This is a genomic window from Alteromonas genovensis (genome assembly GCF_010500895.1).
GTDB lineage: Bacteria > Pseudomonadota > Gammaproteobacteria > Enterobacterales > Alteromonadaceae > Alteromonas > Alteromonas genovensis.
This window is the reverse complement of record NZ_JAAAWO010000002.1, coordinates 403,221-427,889: the sequence shown is the minus strand read 5'-3', so window position 1 is coordinate 427,889 and position 24,669 is coordinate 403,221. Positions and strand designations below refer to the sequence as shown.

The window sequence follows — 24,669 nt, the reverse complement described above, 5'->3', positions numbered from 1 at the left end:
GTGTTATCTCCAAGCTTTGATTCCATTATTGAAACGCTGAACAATAACAAGCTTTACTCGTTTCCAGGTGGCGTGCACCCCGACGATAAGAAATCGTTATCCAATACAACGACCATACAAGTGCCCTCTTTACCAGCGCATCTTATTATTCCTATGCGTCAGCATATTGGCTCTGATGGTACTTGCTGCGTTGAAGTGGGTGATAAGGTGCAAAAAGGGCAAATACTGTCGCAAAGCGCAACGCCATTCGCGGTGCCTGTGCACGCGCCGACATCCGGCGAAATTATCGCAATCGCACCACATGTTGTTGCCCACCCGAGTGGGTTAACGGAGATGTGTATCACATTGAAACCTGACGGAAATGATACATGGTGCGATTTAAGTCCTATTCCTAATTACACTGAGGTTAATAAAAACGAATTAATTAACCATATCTGCCAAGCAGGTATTTCTGGAATGGGCGGCGCAGGGTTTCCAACACATATAAAAACATCAACATCGAAGCCTGTGGAGTTTTTGGTGCTAAATGGCATTGAGTGTGAGCCCTATATCACATCAGACGACCGACTGATGAGAGAGCATGCCTGGCAAATTAGGCAAGGGCTCGACATATTAGCGCACCTTATTAATCCCAAGGCCATTATTGTCGCTATTGAAGACAACAAACCGGAAGCGCTTCAGGCATTAAACATTGCCTGCCAAGACAAAGAGGCTTACCGAGTTGTTAGTGTGGAAACAAAGTACCCTGCCGGCGGCGAAAAACAGCTTATTCAAGTGCTCACTGGCAGAGAGGTTCCCCGCGACGGCTTACCTGTTGATATCGGCGTGGTCATGTTTAACGTCGGTACTTGCTACGCAGTAGCCGATGCCATTTTGCAGGGAAAGCCTCTCGTAGAGCGAGTGGTGACGGTGACGGGAGAAGCCGTTAAACAGCCAGGCAATTTCAAAGCACTTATTGGTACACCTGTTGCTCATTTACTTGAACAGGCCCAGTACAATCCCAAAAAACAAAAAGCACCTAAAGTGGTAATGGGCGGCCCTATGATGGGGTTCACGTTATCAGATGCCACCATTCCTATTATAAAAACAACAAACTGCTTGCTAGTACCCAGCAAAAAAGAACTGGTAGACGACAATGCTGAGCGTCCTTGTATTAGATGCAGCGCCTGTGCTGATGCTTGTCCAGCGTCCTTACTGCCGCAGCAAATGTTTTGGCATGCGAAAGCCAAAGAGTATGACAAAGCCGAAGAATACGACTTATTCGACTGCATAGAGTGCGGTGCATGTGCGTATGTATGCCCGAGTGAAATTCCACTGGTGCACTACTACAGACAGGCTAAAGCTGATATTCGCACCCAACGAGATGAAAAGAATAAAGCTGAAAAAGCTAAGCAGCGATTTGAAGCCAGAAATGAGCGCCTAGAGCGGGAAAAACGCGAAAGAGAAGAAAAGCATCGCAGAGCAAAAGAGGCGCGACTCGCAGCAAATCAAGCTAAATCGGCAAACACTGACGCGCCAGCACAACCGGCGAGTGACACCAAAGACAAAGTGGCGGCGGCACTTGCACGAGCTAAAGCTAAAAAAGCAGCGCTGCAAAGCAATGTCAGTAATCAAACCCAACCTGATGCTAAGACGCAAGAAAGCGCCCCGGTATCAGCAGTGGATTCAAGCGGCGGCTCAGGCGACGCATCTGGTAGCGATAAAAAGGCGCAAGTTGCGGCCGCTATTGCCAGAGCAAAAGCAAAGAAAGAAGCTCGGGCGGCAGACGCATCCGAGGCGTCACCTTCGGGCACAACGGACGTTGATGATAAAAAAGCGAAGATTGCTGCTGCAATAGCGAGAGCTAAAGCGAAAAAGGCAGCTCAACAGTCATCCGCGCCATCTAGCGATGAGACCGCATCTTTCGAAGCTAAGCCTTCTGAAGCTGAGCATTCTAAATCTGAGCCCGCTAAAGAAGCGGAACTTGAGAGCACCACGGGTGACACCGGGGTAAATGATACGCCTTTAAGTGAAGCTGACCAGAAAAAAGCCCGAATTGCAGCTGCGGTGGCTAAAGCAAAAGCGAAAAAAGCCAGTGCAAAGCAGAGCATTAATAGCGGTGCAATAAGCAAAGCCAGCGGTGAAGAACGCCATATCAGCAAAAGAGACAGTAGTGAGGCCGCTGAGGTGTCAAAAAACGAAAGCATCAGCACACCGAGTAATAAAGAAGAGACTGCTTCGCAAGAGCACGGTTCACAAAATCACCATCCACAAAAGGAGAGTACCGTAAATTCTAACAGTGGTGGAGATGTTAAAAGTGCCGCAGATGCGAAGAAAGCGCGAATTGCAGCTGCGGTGGCAAAAGCCAAAGCCAAAAAAGCAGCTATTGATAAAGAGAAAGAGTTGAAATGAAATTAAGTTTATCAAGCTCACCACATCAGCGCGTAAAACGAGATACGGGCCAAGTCATGCGCATAGTCATTTATGCCATGATCCCTGGCATGATAGCGCAGTCGTGGTTTTTTGGCTGGGGTATGCTTATTCAAGCTATCATCGCTGTGGCTAGCGCGCTCATATTTGAAGGCGTGATATTGTATTTGCGAAAGCGCCCCATTGAGAGAACGCTTACTGATTATAGTGCAGTGCTAACGGGCCTGCTTATCGCTATCAGTATTCCGCCTACCCTACCTTGGTGGATGACTATTATAGGTGTATTTTTTGCCATTGCCGTTGCAAAACAAGTTTACGGTGGGCTTGGTTTTAATATATTCAATCCCGCCATGATAGCGTACGTGGTGCTACTTATCTCGTTTCCGGCAGCGATGAGTTTGTGGCTTCCTGCTGCAACGCATGCCGCCATTACGCCTAGCTTTCTCGACTCGGCATCACTTATTTTTACCGGATTTACCACCAGCGGCTATGATGTTACTCAACTAAGAACGGTAGCCGGGGGCGCATCTATGGTTGACGGAGTCACTATGGCCACGCCTCTAGATACATTGAAAACCGATTTAACGCAGGGGCTCACATACTCAGAGTCATTAGCGAAACCCACATTTGACGGTAGCCTATTTGATGCAGCAGGTGCTGGTTGGGGCTGGGTTAGTCTCGCTTACCTACTTGGCGGTCTGGGCTTAGTGAAAACCCGCGTAATTAGCTGGCATATTCCTGGCAGCATGGTAATTAGTGTGTTTGTTTGCGCAGCCGCACTGCACTTAGTTAACGGCGACCTATACGCTTCACCTCTATTTCATTTACTCAACGGCGCTGTCATTGTTGGTGCATTTTTTATTGCCACCGACCCCGTGTCGGCATCCACCACCCCAAAGGGCCGTATCATTTTTGGTGCTGCTATTGGATTTTGGGTCGTTATTATCCGTGTATTTGGTGGTTACCCCGACGCCGTAGCGTTTGCAGTTATTATCATGAACATGGCCGTGCCCTTAATTGACTACTACACACGCCCACGCGTTTATGGAAAAAATGTGAGTAGCAAACGGGGGGCTAAGTAATGTCAAAAGGCAGCTTTTTTAAAAATAACCCGATAAAAGATAGCCTGATTAAAAACGGCGCGATGCTAGGTGCCTTCGCGATTGTGACTACCGCACTTATTGCCGTTACTTTCTTTGGTACAAAAGACACTATTGAAGAGCAAAAAAGACGTAAGCTTTTGAGTGTACTTAACGAAGTGGTGCCAAGTTCACTGCACACTAACCCGCTATACGCCGACTGTACTGTTATTGATTCTTCGGCCCTTGGTCCTGGCAATCATGCTGTATATCGAGCGCGCCTAAATGGTCAACCTAGTGGGCTTGTTGTACAAGCCACAGCCCCTGATGGATATAGCGGCAACATCGACATGGTTATTGGCGTTGATGTAAATCTCAATGTACTGGGTGTTCGTGTTGTTGAGCATAAAGAGACACCAGGACTTGGTGATAAGGTAGAGCTTGCCGTTAGCGACTGGATAAAAACATTCGCAGGAAAAGACTTTTCTAGTGATAACCTCGCGCCGTGGCAGGTAAAAAAAGACGGTGGTGAGTTCGATCAATTTACAGGGGCAACAATTACCCCTCGAGCGGTGGTTAATACCGTTAAAAATACACTGATTTACGTGGAAGAGAATCAGACTCGCTTATTTGAAGCCCCCAATCAATGCCGAATCGGTAATGATATAAACGCCGACAGTCAGGAACAGCCATCATGACAGATTTTCGCGATTTATCGCTTCAAGGCCTATGGAAGAATAACCCGGCTTTAGTCCAGCTTCTCGGGCTATGTCCATTACTTGCAGTCACCTCTACCTTTATAAACGGGTTAGGGCTAGGTTTGGCGACCATGCTTGTTCTTATTGGCAGCAACGTTACTGTGTCGCTTGTGCGTAATATTGTGCGTAACGAAATCCGTATTCCCGTATTCGTTATGATCATCGCCTCATTCGTCACTATTGTTCAGTTACTGATGAACGCCTACACCTACGACCTGTATTTGGCACTGGGAATATTCATCCCTCTCATTGTAACTAACTGCGCCATTATTGGCCGCGCAGAAGCATTTGCTTCCAAGAATCAACCTCTCGCTTCAGCCTACGACGGCGTAATGATGGGGCTTGGGTTTACCGCAGTTCTCGTAATTTTAGGCGGTCTCAGGGAAATTTTAGGTGCGGGTACCTTGTTTACCGGTGCCGATAGGCTATTCGGTGAGGTCGCACAAAACTGGACAATCACGCTGTTTGAAACAGACAGCCCTTTTTTACTTGCCATTTTGCCGCCCGGCGCGTTTTTAGCCATGGGCTTATTAATCGCAGTCAAAAACATGATAGATGCGAAAATCGCTGAAAAAGAGACAACACCGAAAGCGAAAGCTGAACGGGTGAGAATTACCGCAGAAACATAGCCATCAGCGGACCGGTCCTAGGGCGTGTTGATCTTTACTGTACATTTTTGCAGCGGTCTGTGAGCTATTTAAACAAGGCGAATGGTTGAAGGTCTAGCGGGCTAAATCGAAACTATTCAACGCAGGGTAAATAGCTCACAGGCGCTGCCCGAAGGGGGCGTTATAGAAGCATTTCACTCTTTGTCACAGCCCTTTGACTTAGCCCACTAGGCCTACAGGACTGTTTCGCGATTAAAATGCTTCCATTTAGCCCAAAACTCGTACAACAAAGATCGACACGCCCTAAGGGTTCAAGTTAACTACAATTATTATTAAGAGAGCACATTCATGGGTGACGCTGTAAAAACATTGTCGAAACACGAAAAAGTCCAGGCCATCATGGATATTCTCGACGACCTTTACCCTGAAATTCCCGTTCCCCTTGATCATACCGATCCATACACTCTCTTAGTCGCCGTATTGCTTTCTGCGCAGTGTACCGATGAACGTGTTAATCAGATAACACCGAAGCTTTTTGCCAAAGCAGATAATCCATACGACATGGTCAAAATGAGCATTGAAGAAATTCAAAATATTATAAGACCCTGCGGCCTGTCGCCAATGAAGTCAAAAGGTATTTGGCACCTTTCTGACATGATCATTAAGCAGCATGACGGCAAGGTTCCTCAAGATTTTACGGCTCTTGAAGCTATGCCTGCTGTGGGTCACAAAACCGCATCCGTCGTCATGTCTCAAGCATTCGGCGTTCCTGCCTTTCCGGTAGACACACACATTCATCGTTTAATGTATCGCTGGGGTTTATCAAACGGCAAAAGTGTCGAGCAAACAGAGCGTGATGCTAAACGCCTATTCCCGAGAGATAGATGGAACGACTTACATCTACAAATAATTTTTTACGGCCGTGAATATTGCCCGGCCAGAGGCTTTTCGTTAGACCGATGCCTAATAACAAGAGAGTTTGGTCGAAAAAGTTTCATCAATGAAGTTATTAAAGAGCAGGAAAAGAAGAAAACACTAGCAACTAAGAAGAAAGCAAAGGCCGTAAAGCATAAATCGTAAAAACCGGAGCCACCTGTCCTCTAAATTCACGTTCTTGCAGCATGCAATATCGACATTCACCTTACAGTCGCTATGATTGAGTAAGGCTGCAAAAACGTACAGCAAAGATGAACACGCCCTGATAACGAAAATAAAAACACAAAATTGACAAACAAGAACTTGGAGATGTCATGCTACAATTTAAAGCAGTAACACTGAGTGCATTAGTGGGGGTGTTTAGCACATCCTTACTCGCCGCTCCCTCCCCCATTACCGATTCACAAAAAGAAACCGCAGAACAACTCATACAAACCGCTCTTAACAGTGATATGGGCTATGACATAGTCACATCACTGACAACAGAAGTCGGTCCTCGATTAGGGGGTTCAGAGGCTGAGGCTCGTGCAAGGAACTGGGGTGCCGAGCTTGGAAAAGAGTTAGGTTTTGATAGGGTATCTATAGAAGAGTTCACAATGCCTTTTTGGGATCGTGGACACTTACATATTACGCTCACCTCTCCTTATCAACAGCCCCTTTATGGAACAGCCCTTGGCGGAGCTGCCCCGAGCGAGAGTGAAGTTAATGCAGATGTAGTTTATTTTCGTGACATTCACGCCTTAACAGATATTAAAGACAAAGAGCTAAAAGGAAAAATTGCCTTTGTTGATGGCGACGCCATGGTTAAAAGCCAAACTGGTGCGGGCTACGGACAAGCCAATCAGCGTCGACGCATTGGATGGCAACATGCCCAGCGTGGTGGAGCAAGTGCCCTTGTTGTGCGTTCTGTTGGCTCGGACTCTCACCGCTTTCCCCATACAGGCATGATGAGTAAAAACGGCGACGAATGGGCAACCATACCCGTTATTGCTGTTTCTAATCCAGATGCCGACCATCTTCGCCGCCTTCATCAAGCAAACAAACCGCTTTCCATGTCGCTTCACAGTGAATCCAAGTGGAAAGGTGAAGTGAGCAGTGGCAATGTGATCCTCGATATCATTGGTAGTGAAAAACCAGAAGAGATTGTACTCATCGGCGGACATTTAGACAGCTGGGATTTGGGCACAGGAGCGGTTGATGACGGTGCTGGTGTTGCGATTACCACTGCAGCTGCAGCGCTTATTGCTAAGCTTCCAAAGCGACCTAAACGCACCATACGCGTTGTTATGTTTGGCGCTGAAGAAGTAGGCCTATTAGGTGCTTTTGCCTATGCAAAACAGCACGAGGCAAATTTAGCAAATCACGTTGTGGCCACTGAGTCAGATTTCGGCGCGCAAACAGTGTGGCAGTTAGTATCAAATGTTAATTCAGACGCAACGCAACTTGTGGACGATATCGCGAAGATACTGTCACCACTAGGCATTATTCGAGGCGGCTCTGATGTTGCAGGCGGAGGCCCAGATATTATTCCATTAGCAGCGAAGGGCGTACCCACTATCAGACTTAATCAGAATGGTCGTGATTACTTTGACTTACACCATACACCTGATGACACGCTGGATAAAATCAATCCTGAGGAGCTCGCGCAAAACATTGCAGCGTATGCAGCTAGTATCTATCTCTTGGCAGATACAGACGTAGACTTAAAAGGCGCAAAATAGCATCAAGACACGAGATAACAGTTAACATGGACGTTGGCTGTTCTATTTCGTGGTTTCTCTTGTGCGGTTTTTCTTATTCGGTTATTCCCACGAGCCTTGAATTACGCGCTTCTAAAATGGGCTTTTTGGAAATTTGGCTTGTGAGTGTGTATTAAGCATTTTTCTCGAGCTAGGCGCTTGCCAATCAAATACGAATTTAATCAACACTGAAAGCGTTATGAAAAGTTTAATAACCAATTAAGGTAGGCTCTAGTTTCTTTCTTAGAACTGAATTCAATATGACGTTTGCTGTTTACTTCGGTAAAAGCAATGCTGTTTTTATAGACTGATATATTGGAAATTGGAGTTTGTACTGGGGAATTTTTTATAGATTGGATGTGCAAATTAATTACTTCTTTTATCATTATTATATTGTTGTTTTTAGTATTCCTTTTGTGGTCAGCAATTGGTAGTAAGAAATTTCAAAAACTTTATATTAGGCTCTCATAAGAGAGCCTAATCACTTCAAAGACTCTAAGCGTCTTCTAGCTTATCGAACAACAACGTTAGCTGCTTGTGGGCCTTTTTGACCTTGTTCTACTTCGAAGCTTACCGCTTGGCCTTCAGAAAGAGTTTTGAAACCGTCAGAAGCGATTGAACGGAAATGTACGAATACGTCTTTACCGCCGCCGTCTTGAGTTAGGAAACCAAAACCTTTTTCTTCGTTAAACCATTTTACTGTACCGTTTACAGAATTAGACATAATATATACCTTTTAAAAAATTGATGTTTAAGTGGTGAAATCACCGATAGCGATAGACATAAACGAGCTAGTAAAGCAGATGTATATCTATATAAAACTTCAATTGAAGGAATAAAAGAGTGGTACAAAGCAGTATTAGGTAAAGCGTAAAACATATCTAAAGCCCGCGTAAGATACATGCAAAGCATGGGCATGTCTAACCTTTTCACCATTGATTTACCAATCTCACCCCAAAAAAAGCCAAATGAAATAGCAAGCGACTGTTTTTCATGGTTTTTATTGATTTTTTTCATGTGATTTTTATTTGGTTTTAATTTCTCCTCGTTTGAAAAAATCTGTGATTTACGTTTAAAACACTTTTATTTTCGAAAATTGAGAGAAATTAGGGTATGAAAAAAGGCCTGCCGTAAATAAACCACTCATTTTCTTATCGGCTTATTAGGGCATGCCCAAATATAGACCGTTCGATTTAACCCCATCAATTAAAACCCGGCAATTTAAACTGTGTCTTCAAGTATTAACAATTACCTATTACCCTTAATCAAAAGTGTTTCGATAACGTATCAATAAAAAATAAATAAAAGGAACGACTATGAGAATGCTCCACACTATGCTTCGCGTTGAAAACCTAGACGCATCACTTCACTTTTACACAGAACTAATGGGCATGCGCCTGTTGCGTCAATCTGACAATAAAGACTACGAGTACACACTCGCTTTTGTGGGTTACGGCGATGAGGAGGATTCTACCGTACTAGAGCTCACCTATAACTGGGGAGAAAATACCTACGATAAAGGCAACGCTTACGGCCACATCGCTATTGGCGTAGACGATATTTATGCATTTTGCGAAAACCTTGAGCAAAATGGCGCTGACGTTTACCGCAAACCTGGGCCAGTAAAAGGCGGCAATACCGTTATTGCCTTTGTCCGCGATCCCGATGGCTATGCCATTGAATTAATAGAAGGTCGCTAGTCCCATTTAATCCAATTACAGTTACCGTTTTTTTTAAAAAGCGCTGTTTATGACTGTGTAACTGATAAATGAAGCGCCCCGACTACGCACAATTCTTTTGGAGAATTCTTTTGAGTCTATTGATGAACAATCGCTACGGGATTTCGTTGTTTTTATTTTTCTGCTTAATGTCTTTGCCTTTTGCTGAAGTATCACAAGCACAAGGCCCATCAGCTGGGCTAAGCCCTGAAAAGATAAACAGCAAGGTAAGCAGCAGGGTAAAGAGCAATGAGGAAGGCCCAGAGAAATCTGGTAAAAGCCAAGCCTTTGAATTTACTGTTATCGCTCATCGGGGCGCCTCTGGCTATTTGCCCGAGCATACCCTTGAAGCAGCGACGCTTGCTTTTGCACTTAACGCAGATTTCATTGAACAGGATGTTGTGATCACCAAAGATGACATTCCCATTGTGCTTCACGATATACATTTAGAGACAGTCACCAATGTGGAATCTGTCTTTCCCGAAAGAGCGCGAGAAGACGATAGGTTTTATGCGCGGGATTTTACATTAGCAGAGTTACGCAGGCTTAACGTGCACGAACGAGAAGATAAAAGCCAAAATAGAGTATTTCCATCACGTTTTTCTGCCACAACTTCTCGCTTTAGCATTGCGACTCTTTATGAGCACTTTGATTTAATAAGCGAACTCAACCGTCAGCTTGGCAAAAACATAGGGGTATACCCAGAAGTGAAATCACCTGCTTTTCACTTAGCTGAAGGAGTAGACGCAAGCCGCATTGTTATAGACGCGCTCCAAGCATTTAATTTCGACGGTGCACAAGACAACAGCTACTTGCAATGCTTTGACTTTAGTGAAGTGAAAAGAATTCGCAGTGAGTTAGGCTACAAAGGCAAAGTTGTTATGTTAATTGGCGAAAATGATTGGAAAGAAAGCAGTACTGATTATACGTGGATAAGAAGTGCAGAAGGAATGGCAGAAGTCGCTAAATACGCAAATGGTATTGGGCCTTGGGTACCTCAGCTTTTCAATCAAAACGACGCAAAGAGTAAAAAAATTGAAGCTGCAAACTGGGTAACACATGCACACAGCAATAATTTGACCATTCACCCTTATACCTATCGCCAAGATGCACTGCCACCAGGAATAACAGGTCCGCACTTACTAGACGCGTTGCGCAACATAGTTAAGGTAGACGGCATATTTACCGACCACGTCCCTCCTGTACTATCATGGCGTGAACAAAGGCGTTCAAACGTTGATGGCGCTCAATAATACATCTGTGACTTATGACGGCTAGTACAGCTCAGCTAGCCAATCAGGCAATGATACTGAAGGGGCTCTGTCAGGACGCTCTGTTAGGGAGCTCTGTCAGGAAAGACTGTCTGGAAGCACTATTAATTAGAGCTTATCAATAAGAGCCGCCGATATTAGGCTACGGCGGCTATGACTTAGAAAGTCGTACTACAACTCGTCGATTTTGTGCTCGTGACTCTCTCGTATCATTAGGCGCGATAAAACGCTTTTCACCATGGCCCGTTAGCTTAATACGATCATTGGGTACGCCAATAGCGGTAAGGTAACTTTTAACCTCATTCGCCCTTCTAATAGAAAGCTGCTCGTTGTTCCAACGACCGCCATAGCTATCGGTATAACCGTCTAGCAGCACGAGCTCTAACTCACCATCTTCTTTCAGATACTCGCCTATCATTGCAAGTCGCTTTTGCGAGTACTTAGTCAGCTCTGTACTGGCATTTTGATAAGATAATACTGTGTAAGCTATATCATCGAAGGTGTAAGGAAGCAGGTTAGAAACACACTCCACGAATTGTCTGTAAACGCCGGCAAAATTACTTGCGTTCAGCGCCACACTCACTTTGTCGTACTTATTATACCAATCTTGGTAATAGATAGTGGGCCAGAACCCCTTTTCTAGCTCTGAAAGCATGGTCCATGCCGCATCTTGAGGCAAGTCGCCGTTGTACTGCTTTCTCATTGTCATGTCCGCTATTGTTTTTGGTGCGACACCCGCCATCCACTTTGGCGGCACAGAGTACACCGCAGCAACATCAAAACGATTGGGCAGCAAATGCATATCAAGCTCGAATTCCATATTCAGCTGTTTAGACGCCACACTCGTAAACATGGCATCACCGTATCCAGGCAGCTCATGATTTAACGTACACTGCAAACGCGATTCTGTATCAACCTGCCAGTTAGACGTTTCCACTGTTGCTGAGTATTGTCGCATGGCCGCATACGCTGCTGTCGAGCTCATCACAACGGACGCGGTGACGACTAGCATGCAAATGTAAAAGAGCCCCGTAAACGAAACTCTTCTTTTAAAATTCCACACTATTTTAAATATCGATAGCATAACGAAAGCCCAGAAAATGAAAAATTTAAAAACGCAGCCACGCGTGTTTGAGTACTTGCTTCAGTACTTGTCTTAGCACCTGCAAATACAAACTATAAACAGTATATCGCCTTAAGCCCAAAAAAGTTTAGACGTGATTTATTAATTTACATTCTATTGGAGCGCATTGCCCTTTCTAATACCGAGCGTTGCGATTTGCCAAGTAGTGAAAAACGGGTGTTTAACAACGCTAACGCCGCAGGTTTATAAATTGCCTTAAAAAAGTGCAGCACTAATTCGTGCTAGCACTTGCCTATTATCCTTGCGATAATCTCGTCCTATTGTTACCCGTGTCTGCGATTATCCTCACGACACTTCACATTCACTTGTCTTGAAAAGAGAATCTATGTCTTCAACCGCAATGCCTACTTTATCTCAGCGTTTCAGAGGTTATTTTCCCGTCGTAATTGATGTTGAAACAGCGGGTTTCATCGCTGGAACTGATGCGTTGTTAGAGCTTGCTGCTGTAACGGTAAAAATGGATGAAAATGGTCTTTTACACCCAGACGAAACCTTTCATTACCACATTGAGCCCTTCGAAGGCGCAAACCTTGAACCTGCCGCGTTAGAATTTAATGGTATCGATCCAAATTGTGCTCTACGAGGTGCTATTGAAGAAAGCGATGCAATGAAAGACTTATGCAAAGGCGTTCGCAAGGCGCAAAAGAATGCCGATTGTCAGCGCTCTGTCATTGTGGCTCATAACGCCGCCTTCGACCAAGGCTTTGTGAATGCAGCCATAGCCCGATGCAATATAAAACGCACGCCGTTTCACCCTTTTGTCTCTTTTGATACAACAAGTCTTGCAGGATTAGCGCTTGGCCAGACGGTGCTAGTGAAAGCGTGTAGAGCTGCAGGTATAGACTTTGACCAAAACGAAGCACACAGCGCGCTGTATGATGCACAAAAAACCACAGAGCTATTCTGTTATATGGTAAACCGTTACCAGTCATTGGGCGGTTGGCCTCTTGCTGAAGAAGAATAATCGGGGGACTTGGGCGTGCTAGTAAAGTACGCCTTATCAAGCACGGCAGATAAAGGCAGTATGGGTAAACGAAAGGACTCAGTAAACCATTAGTCGTATTTAATGAAAATTATTCTCAACTAGCCTTGCCAAAAGCACGAATAACAATTATTATCATTTACAGATTCATTTGGAGTATTCGATAATGTTTGTATGTATGTGCTACGGGGTAACCGATAAAAGTATTCGTGCTGCTGTTGAGACTAACGGCGTAGGCAACATGCGTGAATTACGTGAGCATTTAGAGCTTGGTTCTCAGTGCGGCAAATGTATCGGCATGGCTCAGCAAATTATTGACCAAACGATCATCGACGAATCCCTATTCAAAAACGTAGGCTAATAATCGTTTCGACGCTTCGACGCCCCGCAAATATTAATCGATAGCTAGTTATAAACCATAGCGAGTTTCAAATCATAGCAAGCAGCATTGAGCCCGCCTTTTTCATTTCACTACTCGAATTCAAACTCCAAACCTGCATAGAAAAAGTTTCCGTTTATACCGCCCGGCGTAGTCGGCGGATACAAAGCGCCAACCTCTCCCTTGAAAATATTAGTATCTGGCAGCGTATTGAATAAGTTTTGCGCCCCTACTGTAAAACGAGTTTCCTCTGACACTTGCCACGAAAACTGCGCATCCATGGTCAGTCTTGCACTACCGTATATATCAAAGCCTGCAGATGCATCTAAGTGATCTTCATAAAATGAGCCAAAGTAGTTTAAGCGCCATGTAAATGCGAATGACGAAATAGCTTGTTCGAGGGTAATGCTTCCCCTGTGAGCCGGCAAATTATCCTCCAGCATGCGTATCCGCGCATTGGTCAAATTTGGCGTAAGCTGAAGCGCGCCGTCGACTAATGCTGGATATAACGTCACTCGCTCTACCTGCGTATCGGTCCAGTTGTAGGCAAACAGCAGATTGTTTTGCCATTCTCCTGCTGCAAATTGATAATTTACAACAACATCAACACCCTGTGTTTTAGTATCAAAATCGTTAGTAAAATATTTTGCAGCGTTGTATTTAGCCGCATCAGGTCGACCATCGGCAATAAGTGCACTGATGTCATCTTCTGTGAGCGGAATAGCTGATGTAGTGCTGATCCTATCTTCCAAGCGAATATTAAAATAATCGACGGTGGCAAAGAAATACTCACTCACGTGCATTACCGCCCCTACACTGAAATTGACCGATTCCTCTGGTGTCAGCGGTGTTGCGCCAAGCTGTACGGATATTAAATCTGTAGGCGGCAGTGTGGCTTGGTCTTCTAGCCCGTTGGGGCCATAGGCTGTAGTCACGTTAATAACATTGCTCTGCCCCACCGTGGGCGCTTTAAAGCCTGTATTCACTGAGCCTCTTAAAGCAAAAAGATCGTTAAGCTTGTAGCGGGTACTCAGCTTGCCATCAAATGTAGTGCCAAAGTCGCTGAAGTGCTCAAGGCGTGAGGCAACACCAAACTGTAGTGCTTCGGTAACGAAAAACTCAATATCGGCGTACATAGCCCAATTACTGCGGCTCCAATTTCCAGCAGACTGAGGCTGATAGCCGGGAAAACCGTTGGAGCCAATTGAAAATCCCTCGTTTAACCCTAGCGGCGGCTCAAATGCATAAGGCCCGGCAATATATGAACTCTCATCGCCTGCTTTTTGAAAATATGTCTCTTTTCGCCACTCTATGCCAAGCCCAATACTCACAGGATCGTCGAGTACAGTCTGAATTAACTTTGAAAAATCCAAATTGAGCGTGCGTTCGACTTGAGACACGCCGCCGGGGTTGAATGACGTAGGAGAAAGTGGACCTAAGGAGGGATTCACCGTGTTGGAAATGTCATAGTCTACATTACTGTAGCCCAAACTCGCGCTGACATCGAAAGCCCAATCGTAAGGGAGCTCCTTTCTAAGCCCCACAGCTAGTGAGGCATCTTCGATGGTGCCACCAAAGCTTGGTGTAAATCCACCTGGATAAAGTTCGTTAAACGCAAAGCAGTTTGCGCCAAGCTCTGTACTGTTATCCGCAATCTGCTGATAGGTGGGATTTTGTAGTACATTGTTATCCGTGAGGGTAATTGAAGGGCATTGTATACCAGAATCGATACCATCTAAGTCGGCAACAATTAATCGCCGTGCTCCGGTTTCAGTATCAGTACGGCTAAATACCCCTTCTCGTGTTTGGGGGTTGCGATAGTAAAATCCCCCCGAAAGCTTTCGAGTAGCTGCAGTGAGAAAACCGTATAAGGCCGTGGTGGAAGATGGACTATAACCTGCGTTAATAGCGAGCTTCATATCGTTGGCAACATCAAGCGCTCCCCATATTTGCGCGGGATCTTGAATAAAACCATTACCTTGTTCCATCAGCGCTATAGCGTCGTCTCGCTGCACCGAGCGCGACGTTCCGCCCTGTTGACGATATTCACCAGTGACATTGATAAAACCAGTGTCGCCCACTGCAAAGCCCCGGTTACCCTGAAATTGGAATAAAGCACCATCTCCCTCGCCATAGGCACCTGATTTCAAGGCAAAGCTTCCTCCTTCCCTATCATCTTTAAGCACAAAATTAATGACACCGGCAATAGCGTCTGAGCCATATTGCGCTGATGCTCCATCTCGCAATACTTCCACCTGCTTCAACGCATACGCTGGAATAACGGAAATATCGGGGCCCTGTGCGCCATCGCTCAACCCGCCACCTAAAAAGGTGATAACCGCAGAACGATGCCGGCGCTTACCGTTGAGCAATAACAAGGTATGATCAGAGGACATGCCGCGTAAATTTGCTGGCCTTACCAAGCTGCTTGCGTCGTTGATTGGCTGGTCGTTCACATTAAGAGATGGCACCATGACGCTTAGCATTGACAGTACGTCTGCATTGCCTTGAGAGCTTAACGACTTAGCGCCAATAATATCCAGCGGAACCGGTGAATCAACAGCGCTTCTAGGCGCATTTCGTGTGCCAACGATAGCAATGCGTTCTAGGGCGTTACTATTGTCCTCTTGCTCTTCTTCTTTGCGCTCAACGGGCTTTTTGGCAACTAAAGATGCCCGCGAGCGTATGCTTAGCACACCTAAATCATCAGCAATTACCGCAAGTTCGGTTCCTTCAAGTAGCTGCTCTAGTGCTTCATTTAGCGTATAGGTGCCATTGAGCGAGTTGGTTTTAACTCGCTTCGCTAAATCGAAGGGAAAAAGGAGTGTGGTATTTGCCTGCTTAGCCAACTCGGTTAGGGCTTCATCTGCCGATTGGGATTGCACCGAAAACGTAAATGAGGGCGCTTCCGATAGCGCTAGGGCCTCGCTATCGCGGCTTGCAGGTGTAGATTGCTGAGCATGGCTAACACTTTGCCACCCCATGCTTGAAAAGGCTATGCATATCGCCAGCGCCACTTGGCTTTTTCTCTTGCTGCTGTCATGGGAGTTACGAGCGGCGATGTAATGAGAGCCACGATGAGAGCCACGATGAGCGCCGAGATCAGCGCTGCGACCGGCGCTTTTGTGAGTACAGTGATGGGAGTCCACAGCACGAAGACACCAACTAAAAAGTTGACGTTTCATAGAATGAGTAATGTCTGCGAAGTGCATGTACTGCAAGGTAAAATATCGATGTGCTGTTATTCTTTCGTATATTGTCACATTCAATAAGCGGATGCCAATAGGCCAATGCCAACACGCTAATTATTTTTATATAATATTAGGGCGTGTTGATCTTTTCTCTATGCTTTTGAAGCTTCCCAAGCTGCCCAGATTCATGCAGGCATTATCAAAACGACTTAAGAAGCGACAGATAGCTGAATGCTTGTATCGGTTATTTTTTCATAATTGATATTAAAACTGCTTTTCAGCGCTGCCAGTAAGCCGTCGATATCGCCCACTTTAAAGTAGCCAGCAACCCGGCGTTTACGTAGGCGTTCATCTGTTATGTTAAACCGCACCGGCGTGTAGCGTCCTATCTCAGCAAGTACCGCTTCTAAAGGCTCGCCTTTAAATACAATCATGCCCTGCTGCCAAGCTAAATCATCATCGATATCGTTTTTCGACATACTTTCGCGAGCTTCCACCTTGCCTTGCACCGTGGCTTTCTCACCTGCAAACATAAGCAGACCTTCCTCGGTAACGGGTTTCTTCCCAAACAAAGATTCGGCAGACGAAGAATCCCTGAACCGGTCTTTGACTAACACCTTACCGTCTGTCACAACCAATTCAAAGGCGTTATCGTTAACATACTGCATATTAAATGCGGTTCCTACCGCGGTAACCGTGTTGTTGCCTGCGGTTACTGAGAAGGGGCGAGATGTGTCGTGAGCCACTTCAAAGTGAGCTTCACCTTTAAGTAATACAATAGAGCGAGCGTTTTGGGAGAAGTCCACCGTAACGATAGAGTTTGTATTCAAGTGCAGCACCGACCCATCTGCCAAGGTAATGTTTTTTTGCTCTCCAATACCCGTCTCCACTTTTTCGCTTATGGCGGCAAACTCATGTGTATTGTCCAACCACACTTGCTGAACAATCGCCCCTATCGCTAACGTCATTACCAAGAAGGCAGCGGCAATACTCCACTTACCACGATGTTGAGAAGCGTTTTGGCGCTTTGCTCTGTTTCCATCACTTTTACGCATGTGAGACTCGGGAAACAAGCCACTTAACTCGTTGAGCACAGACATATCGTCCCAGAGGCTAGCCGCTTCAATAAGAGACTGACGATGGGCGTTACTCTCGCTAAGCCAGCTATCAAGTTCCACGAGCTCTTCATCTCTCAAACCGCGGTCTAAGCGGCTTACCCATAAGCAGGCATGCTCTTGGATATCTTCTTTACTGGAAAATTGGCGAATGTTATTCATATCAACTACTGCTTATGTCCTGAGTCGCACTTAAAGGTGCTTGGGGTGACGAAGTTTCTTTTGACAGGTCGGCCAAATACCGAGAGCACATTAAAAGACCTTTGGCGACATGCTTTTCCACAGTGCTTTCACTCAACCCCACGAGTTCGGCAATTTCTTTTTGTCGCATGCCATAGACTTTTTTCAATAAAAATACGCGCTTCACATCCGCAGACAGCGTGTCTGTGGCTCGGCAAAAGTGAATGAAGCGCTCTTTACTTTCTACGTTTTTTTCTAAGCTGTGCCCTATCAACTCATAGGGCAGCATATCCATATCGTCTAAATGCTGTTTATTTTTATTTTCAGCCTTCGACACATGGTTAAGCGCTAAATTACGCGCAGTTTTAAGCATGTAGGTCCGTTCATACTGTATCTCTTGTTTTAGTTCGGCCTCATAGCTCTTAATAAATGCTTCTTGCACTATATCTTCAATATCATCAGTACCAACAATAGTGCCTACCGCGCGCATTAACTTGCTGCGGTATTTTAAGAAGGTTTCAGCTACTGTCGACTTTCTGGTCATAAATCTCTAATGAATGTGTTTCGAATTGCTTACAGATGTTCAAGAAATATAGATTTTGGGATAACACCTAAAATCTATAGTCCCTAATCATGCCTGTGTTTGTCAGGCTTTTCACGCTTTAAATGCGGTTTTTTGGTAAGCAAAAAGGGAGCAAAAGCTCCCTTTATTAGACGTACACGTTAGAACGTGTACATGCCTCGTAGGTAGTAGAACCCACCATTAATACCAATAGGTGCTGTTGTGGGGTATAACGACCCAGCAATGCCCGCATATTGCGTATTTTCGTCTGGGTATTCATCCAACGCGTTTTTGGCGCCAACAGTAAGCGTGAAGTCTTCTGTAAAGCTATACGCTACTTCTAAATCAACGGTAAATTCAGAACCCACCTTATTAATTGGAAGGGCTGAGTCTAAGTGATCTTCAAAGATGCTGCCAAAATAGTTTAGGCGAGTAAGGAAACGCCAGTCACCGTTTGTGTGGTTAGCCGTAGCGCTGTAACGTACCGCTGGAAGGTTGTCTTCTAGCATGCGAATACGGAAATCTGAAATATTATCAGACGCGCGGTCAACTACTGTTGATGTCCAGTTATAAGCAAGTGAGAACTTAGTGTCTCCACCCAGCATTTCCATACTGTAGTTTGCTACTACGTCAACACCTTCCGTTGTAGTATCAAAGTCATTGGTAAAGAAGCTGATTTCAGAGAAGCTAGACGCGTCATTAATACCTTGAGAAATTAAGGTCGCAATATCTTCATCAGTCAGCGCAATGCCCGACGCAGTACTTAAACGGTCTGTCAGTTCGATATTGTAGTAATCAGCTGTGATAAATAACCCGCTGTCGAACTCTGCAACAATACCAAAAGTAATGCTTTCTGATTCTTCAGGAGTTAACTGTTCACCGCCTTTAAGCTGCGATACTGGATCCGTCGGTGGAAGTGTCGCACGGTCGATAAGCTCGCCGCCAGTTCCAAACGCTGTTGTTACGTTACGAACGTTACTTTGACCCAGTGTTGGCGCTTTAAAGCCAGTTGAGTAAGCACCACGAAACGCGATGTTCTCAAGAGCTTGCCAACGGAACGCAATTTTACCTTTGGTCGTGTCACCGAAGTCTGAGAAATCTTCATAACGAAGCGCACCTGCTAACATGAAGTTTTCAGTAATGTATGCTTCTGCATCAATATAAAATGCAACGTTATGACGAGACACAAGGCCTTGGCTATTAGCTGCTAAGCCAGGGAAACCATTTGAACCAATGCCAAAACCTTGTGACGCCAATGGACCTATTTCATAGGACGCGGTATCACCTGCAAAACTTTCGTAGCTTTCGTGACGGTATTGGAAACCCGTTGCAACGAAAAGTGGCTCGTATAGGCCAACATCGAAAGGTTTAGTGAAATCTATATCTAACGTTTGTTCAGATTGCGTGTAACGACCTGGGCTGAATTCAAACGGTGTATCTGGACCAAGAGATGGGTTGATAGTGTTGCTAATTTTAAAATCAACTTCGTTTTGGCCTAAGTTAACGCTGACGTCATACGTCACGTCGTTGTCTAATTCGCCTTTCGTACCGAATACCAAAGACATATCAGTTACTTCACCGCCGAAGCGTGGTGTGAAGCCGCCAGGAAGTATTTCGTTAAACGCAAAGCAATCAGGATTGTTCGCCACTTCATTGATATAACGGTCGTTAGTCAACACGTTTGCGCCCGGCGCAATATCAGTTGGACAGTTGCCCGACATATCACCAGTTAAGTCACCCACAAGAAGCGAGCCGTCGTTAGCGAAAACACCGCCACGAGTATGTGGGTTACGGAAGTAGAAACCACCTTCAACTTCACGTACTGCGTAGTTACCAAACATGTAGGCTTCTGAAGAGTCTGATAGCTCTAGGCCCGCATTCGCGAACAGCTTAATGTCGTGCTTAATTTCAGGCGAACCCCATATTTGTGCAGGGTCTGCGACAAAGGTGTTGCCAGCAGCAACAAGTGCTGCTGCGTCATCACGCTGCACACTGCGAGATGTATCGTCTGCAGTACGATACTCTGCAGAAAGGTTGATGAAGCCCGCATCAGACAGTGGAAGGCCAATGTTGCCTGAAAGCTGGATCATGTCACCATCGCCTTCATAAAATGAGCCGTAACGGGCTTCAAACGTACCGCCTTCTGATGCATCGTTAAGGACGAAGTTGATAACACCTGCGATGGCATCTGAGCCGTACTGTGCAGCGGCGCCGTCACGAAGTACTTCTACCTGCTTTAATGCGGATGCTGGGATAACTGAAATATCTGGGCCTTGTGCACCGTCAGAAAGACCGCCGCCAAGGAAAGTAATGACTGCTGAGCGATGGCGACGCTTACCATTTACAAGAACAAGTGTATGATCAGATGCCATACCACGTAAGTTCGCTGGGCGTACTAATGTTGATGCATCGTTGATTGGCTGGTCGTTCACGTTAAATGAAGGAACCACTGTTTGCATCATAGACACCATGTCAGTGGCACCCTGTTGCTTAAAGTCCTCACTGGATATGATGTCAATTGGCACGGCTGAATCGCCAATTGAGCGAGGCGCTGCGCGTGAACCAACTACCGCAATTTGTTCGTAATCTTCCGCTTTCTTTTCGTCATCTGCTTCTTGCGCGTAAACAGGCGCGGCAGCAATAACGGAAAACGCAGCAGAAGCAGCTAGTACGCTGCGTACGTTTTTAGTCAATAAAGACAAGTGTGTTTTCATGGTGTTTTCCCGGAGTTTTCTTTATCAGCTTTGGCGCTTTTGCGCCTTAAACCATAACCAAAGTGATTGCGATAAAGTAATTTTTTATTAGACCTTCAACACTGACGACTGCTGTGTCAGCACAGGTTTTTTATAGAGGGTAACGTATTAAAAAACAAACCTTTTTCGATAAAATAAAAATATTTTTTCAAGGCGTAGAGGATTTATTTTTCTGGCTTGTCTATATAGTTTTAGCGGAATTAAAAGCAATGTGTTTTTTGGTAATTTCAATCAAAAAAGCCGACTTAAAGCCGGCTTTTCAATAGAGAATTGAGATTTGCTAATTACTCTTCAGTTTTGTGTTTTTCAGCCGTCTCTTTGACCAATGGCTGCAGCTCGTTTTGCTGGAACATTTCAATAATGATGTCACACCCGCCTACCAGTTCTCCATCAACCCAAAGTTGTGGAAACGTTGGCCAGTTTGCATACTTTGGCAATTCTGCACGAATGTCTGGATTCTGAAGAATATCAACATAGGCAAAGGCCTCTCCACATGACATAAGCGCCTGTGAAGCTTGTGAAGAAAATCCACAGCTTGGAAGCTTAGGTGAGCCCTTCATATAAAGCAGGATTGGGTTCTCTTCAATTTGTTGCTTAATTCTGTCAATCGTCGATTGGCTTTCAGTATTGTCCATTGGATCCTCTCAGCGGAATAGTTAATACTTAGGAAGTGGGAATGCTCGTCACATTTATCAAGGGCAGAATAACACAAATTATCTTATTGTGATGTTATCCAGTCTCTAACATAATCGCTAATATGCTTAATAATGAATAGAGTAACGTGGCAGTCGCTTTACCAGCGCCGATAAAACACGCGTTATAAAGTGATCTGTTAAAAGGTCACGTGGCTATCAATTGTATTGTTACTGACTTCTCTCAAGCATAGACGAAAAATTCATAATTTTGTCATTGAGTTATAAGACTTTATCCCCACTTCTACGTTATGCTTTATTTCGAAACGCTTTATTTCGAAGCGCTTTATTTCGAAACAATACACATAACGATATTAGTGAGCTAAATTAGCACGTTGTCCTCTATTTGCAGGCTTTAGAGGGTTAATAGCGTTATATCTATAAACTAATCATGGAGACCGACATGGCTTTTGAATTACCAGCATTACCCTACGAACAAAATGCACTAGAACCGCATATTTCTGCTGAAACACTTGAGTACCACTATGGCAAGCATCACGCTACCTACGTAACTAAGCTTAATGGCCTAGTGGAAGGTACTGATATGGCGAGCAAAAGCCTAGAAGAAATCATTAAGGCTTCTGAAGGCGGTGTATTCAATAATGCAGCTCAAGTTTGGAACCATACTTTCTACTGGAGTTGCCTAAGCCCAAATGGCGGCGGCGAGCCAACAGGTGCAGTAGCTGACGCAATAAATGCAAAATGGGGCTCATTCGCTGACTTCCAAGCAGCGTTTAATGACAAAGCAGTGAACAACTTCGGTTCAAGCTGGACGTGGCTAGTAAAAACAGCTGACGGCAGCCTAGACATTGTTAATACAAGCAATGCTGAAACACCTATTTCAGGCGACTCGCTAACGCCAATCCTAACTGTTGACCTTTGGGAACACGCGTATTACATCGATTATCGTAATGCTCGTCCTAAGTACCTAGAAAACTTCTGGGCACTGGTAAACTGGGAATTTGCGAACAGTAATCTAGCGTAAGCGACCTTTCTTTCTAGACAGGGTGAGCGCTATACAGAGCGGTCTCTGAATAGAAATAAATCGCTACAAATAGCTGCATATGAAAGCCTCGCACTAGCGAGGCTTTTTTGTGTTCAGCGACAAACACTCTCTAAAAAAGTTAACCTACAAAACCTTACCTTTTTAAGAATACCTACTAACATGAAAGTACGGGTTTCCGTTTTCTAAGGGGTATTTATGGGTATCTTTGAGCACTATCAAAGTCGCTATGAGGAGCGTAAACAGGAAGAGTTTACCATTGGAGAATTCCTTGAAATCTGCAAGGAAGATTCTCTGGCCTATGCCAACGCCGCCGAACGTCTCTTAATAGCCATTGGTGAACCTGAGCGGATTGATACCGCCAGCGATCCACTACTCAGTCGCATTTTTTCTAACCGCGTCATTTCTCGCTATCCAGCTTTTTCAGAATTTTATGGTATGGAAGAGGCGATTGAACAAATCGTGTCATACTTAAAACATGCCGCACAGGGATTAGAAGAGCGTAAACAAATCTTATATTTGCTAGGTCCTGTTGGCGGCGGTAAATCGTCATTGGCCGAACGACTGAAAGAGTTAATGCAAAATGTTCCAATTTATATGCTCAAGGGCTCGCCAGTTAATGATCACCCTTTCTGTCTATTTGATGAAAATGAAGACGGTGACATTTTAAGACGAGAATACGGTGTTCCCAAGCGCTACCTTAAAACCATCATGTCGCCATGGGCGCGCAAGCGTCTACATGAATTTAATGGCGATATTACCCAGTTTAAAGTTGTTCGGGTTTATCCTTCAATACTCGACCAAACTGGTATCGCAAAAACCGAGCCTGGTGATGAAAATAACCAAGACATTTCTGCGCTGGTAGGAAAAGTAGATATTCGCCGCTTAGAGCAATACGCTCAAAATGATCCAGACGCTTACAGCTATTCCGGCTCTCTATGCAAAGCCAATCAGGGGCTGATGGAATTTGTAGAAATGTTTAAAGCACCTATCAAGGTGTTACATCCTCTGCTTACAGCAACGCAAGAAGGTAATTACAATCCGACAGAGGGATTTTCGGCATTGCCGTTTGATGGTCTGATACTGGCTCATTCTAATGAATCTGAATGGCAATCCTTTCGCAACAACAAAAACAACGAGGCGTTTCTAGACAGGGTGTACATTGTCAAAGTGCCTTACTGCCTGCGAGTGAGTGAAGAAATTAAGATTTATAAAAAGCTGTTGGACACCAGTGAGTTACACGGTGCGCCCTGTGCCCCCGACACATTGGAATGCTTGGCTCAATTTATTGTTCTCTCCCGTCTTAAAGAGCCTGAAAACTCAAGTTTATTTTCTAAGATGCGGGTGTACGATGGAGAAAGCCTAAAAGACACAGATCCAAAAGCGAAGTCTTATCAAGAGTATAGAGACTACGCGGGAGTTGATGAGGGAATGGAGGGTCTTTCCACTCGCTTTGCGTTTAAAATTTTATCTAGGGTGTTTAATTTCGACAGCCAGGAAGTAGCAGCTAACCCTGTGCACCTATTCTACGTTTTAGAACGACAAATTGAGCGTGAACAGTTTAACCAAGAAATTGCCGACAGGTACCTCGAATTTTTGAAAGGCTACCTTACGCCTCGATATGTGGAGTTTATTGGAAAAGAGATACAAACCGCCTATTTAGAAAGCTACTCGGAATACGGTCAAAATTTATTTGACCGATATGTCACATATGCTGACTTTTGGATCCAGGACCAAGAGTATCGAGACCCCGAAACTGGTCAATTATTCGACCGTGAGGCGCTTAATGCAGAGCTTGAAAAAACGGAAAAGCCAGCGGGAATAAGCAACCCAAAAGATTTTAGAAATGAAATCGTAAACTTTGTGCTTCGCGCCAGAGCGAATAACAACGGTAACAATCCTTCGTGGACCAGCTATGAAAAATTGCGCACCGTGATTGAAAAGAAAATGTTTTCAAATACTGAAGATTTGTTACCCGTCATTTCGTTTAACACAAAAGGCTCCACTGAGGAGCAGAAGAAGCATGACGACTTTGTTAACCGCATGACCGAAAAAGGCTATACGCAAAAGCAAGTAAGATTACTCTGCGAATGGTATCTCCGAGTGAGAAAAGCGTCGTAAAGACGCGCTTTCTCTCTGCCTATCGAATT

At 44.9% G+C, this 24,669-nt stretch carries 19 protein-coding genes; 12 read left to right on the top strand and 7 right to left on the bottom strand.

All coding sequences use genetic code 11. The features are described from left to right. From rsxC to GTQ48_RS04615, 6 genes are all read left to right on the top strand, one after another. Window positions 1–2,391: an electron transport complex subunit RsxC gene (gene rsxC, locus GTQ48_RS04640; protein WP_163105369.1), complete on the top strand. Its 2,391-nt coding sequence runs from the start codon at window positions 1–3 to the stop codon at window positions 2,389–2,391. After that, window positions 2,388–3,491, top strand: coding sequence for an electron transport complex subunit RsxD (rsxD, locus tag GTQ48_RS04635; protein ID WP_163105368.1), 1,104 nt, complete (start codon window positions 2,388–2,390; stop codon window positions 3,489–3,491). The genes rsxC and rsxD overlap by 4 nt, the downstream gene beginning before the upstream one ends. Beyond that, window positions 3,491–4,186 carry an electron transport complex subunit RsxG gene (rsxG, locus tag GTQ48_RS04630; RefSeq protein WP_203565088.1) on the top strand — a complete coding sequence of 232 codons (696 nt, stop codon included), beginning with the start codon at window positions 3,491–3,493 and terminating at the stop codon, window positions 4,184–4,186. Before rsxD ends, rsxG begins: the two co-directional genes overlap by 1 nt. After that, a complete protein-coding gene (locus tag GTQ48_RS04625; RefSeq protein ID WP_163105367.1) occupies window positions 4,183–4,875 on the top strand; it encodes an electron transport complex subunit E in 693 nt (230 codons plus the stop codon). Before rsxG ends, GTQ48_RS04625 begins: the two co-directional genes overlap by 4 nt. A gap of 327 nt (window positions 4,876–5,202) precedes the next feature. Next, window positions 5,203–5,934 (top strand): endonuclease III domain-containing protein, encoded by a 732-nt coding sequence (locus tag GTQ48_RS04620; RefSeq protein ID WP_203565087.1) that lies wholly within the window; start codon window positions 5,203–5,205, stop codon window positions 5,932–5,934. 170 nt (window positions 5,935–6,104) lie between these two features. After that, window positions 6,105–7,511: a M20/M25/M40 family metallo-hydrolase gene (locus tag GTQ48_RS04615; protein ID WP_163105366.1), complete on the top strand. Its 1,407-nt coding sequence runs from the start codon at window positions 6,105–6,107 to the stop codon at window positions 7,509–7,511. Window positions 7,512–8,040: 529 nt separating this feature from the next. Here GTQ48_RS04615 and cspE read toward each other — a convergent pair. Next, window positions 8,041–8,253: a transcription antiterminator/RNA stability regulator CspE gene (gene cspE, locus GTQ48_RS04610; RefSeq protein ID WP_032094499.1), complete on the bottom strand. Its 213-nt coding sequence runs from the start codon at window positions 8,251–8,253 to the stop codon at window positions 8,041–8,043. Between the two features lie 592 nt (window positions 8,254–8,845). On the opposite strand from cspE, the gene gloA reads away from it, so the two are divergent. Beyond that, entirely contained in the window at window positions 8,846–9,229 is a 384-nt protein-coding gene (gloA, locus tag GTQ48_RS04605) for a lactoylglutathione lyase (RefSeq protein ID WP_163105365.1), read from the top strand. Between the two features lie 110 nt (window positions 9,230–9,339). Further along, a complete protein-coding gene (gene glpQ, locus GTQ48_RS04600; RefSeq protein ID WP_239059988.1) occupies window positions 9,340–10,500 on the top strand; it encodes a glycerophosphodiester phosphodiesterase in 1,161 nt (386 codons plus the stop codon). Window positions 10,501–10,669: 169 nt separating this feature from the next. Here the strand turns inward: glpQ and GTQ48_RS04595 are convergent, their stop codons facing one another. After that, window positions 10,670–11,503: a flagellar protein MotY gene (locus GTQ48_RS04595; RefSeq protein WP_239060000.1), complete on the bottom strand. Its 834-nt coding sequence runs from the start codon at window positions 11,501–11,503 to the stop codon at window positions 10,670–10,672. A 484-nt stretch (window positions 11,504–11,987) separates the two neighbouring features. Between GTQ48_RS04595 and rnt the strand changes: the two genes are divergently transcribed. After that, a complete protein-coding gene (gene rnt, locus GTQ48_RS04590; RefSeq protein ID WP_239059987.1) occupies window positions 11,988–12,626 on the top strand; it encodes a ribonuclease T in 639 nt (212 codons plus the stop codon). 184 nt (window positions 12,627–12,810) lie between these two features. Continuing rightward, window positions 12,811–13,005 carry a bacterioferritin-associated ferredoxin gene (locus tag GTQ48_RS04585; RefSeq protein ID WP_032094496.1) on the top strand — a complete coding sequence of 65 codons (195 nt, stop codon included), beginning with the start codon at window positions 12,811–12,813 and terminating at the stop codon, window positions 13,003–13,005. Window positions 13,006–13,115: 110 nt separating this feature from the next. On the opposite strand, the gene GTQ48_RS04580 is transcribed toward GTQ48_RS04585, so the two are convergent. From GTQ48_RS04580 to GTQ48_RS04560, 5 genes are all read right to left on the bottom strand, one after another. Next, window positions 13,116–16,007: a TonB-dependent receptor plug domain-containing protein gene (locus GTQ48_RS04580; protein WP_163105453.1), complete on the bottom strand. Its 2,892-nt coding sequence runs from the start codon at window positions 16,005–16,007 to the stop codon at window positions 13,116–13,118. Window positions 16,008–16,423: 416 nt separating this feature from the next. Next, window positions 16,424–17,491, bottom strand: coding sequence for a FecR family protein (locus GTQ48_RS04575; protein WP_163105362.1), 1,068 nt, complete (start codon window positions 17,489–17,491; stop codon window positions 16,424–16,426). A 1-nt stretch (window position 17,492) separates the two neighbouring features. Next, on the bottom strand, window positions 17,493–18,053 hold the full coding sequence (locus GTQ48_RS04570) for an RNA polymerase sigma factor (protein ID WP_163105361.1): 561 nt from the start codon (window positions 18,051–18,053) through the stop codon (window positions 17,493–17,495). A gap of 179 nt (window positions 18,054–18,232) precedes the next feature. After that, window positions 18,233–20,785 (bottom strand): TonB-dependent receptor plug domain-containing protein, encoded by a 2,553-nt coding sequence (locus GTQ48_RS04565; RefSeq protein ID WP_163105360.1) that lies wholly within the window; start codon window positions 20,783–20,785, stop codon window positions 18,233–18,235. Window positions 20,786–21,108: 323 nt separating this feature from the next. Further along, window positions 21,109–21,459 (bottom strand): Grx4 family monothiol glutaredoxin, encoded by a 351-nt coding sequence (locus GTQ48_RS04560; RefSeq protein WP_032094492.1) that lies wholly within the window; start codon window positions 21,457–21,459, stop codon window positions 21,109–21,111. A gap of 460 nt (window positions 21,460–21,919) precedes the next feature. Between GTQ48_RS04560 and sodB the strand changes: the two genes are divergently transcribed. Both sodB and GTQ48_RS04550 read left to right on the top strand, forming a co-directional pair. Then, window positions 21,920–22,501 (top strand): superoxide dismutase [Fe], encoded by a 582-nt coding sequence (gene sodB, locus GTQ48_RS04555; RefSeq protein ID WP_163105359.1) that lies wholly within the window; start codon window positions 21,920–21,922, stop codon window positions 22,499–22,501. Between the two features lie 216 nt (window positions 22,502–22,717). Continuing rightward, window positions 22,718–24,640, top strand: a complete 1,923-nt coding sequence (locus tag GTQ48_RS04550; RefSeq protein ID WP_163105358.1) for a PrkA family serine protein kinase — start codon at window positions 22,718–22,720, stop codon at window positions 24,638–24,640. The last annotated feature ends 29 nt before the right edge of the window (window positions 24,641–24,669 follow it).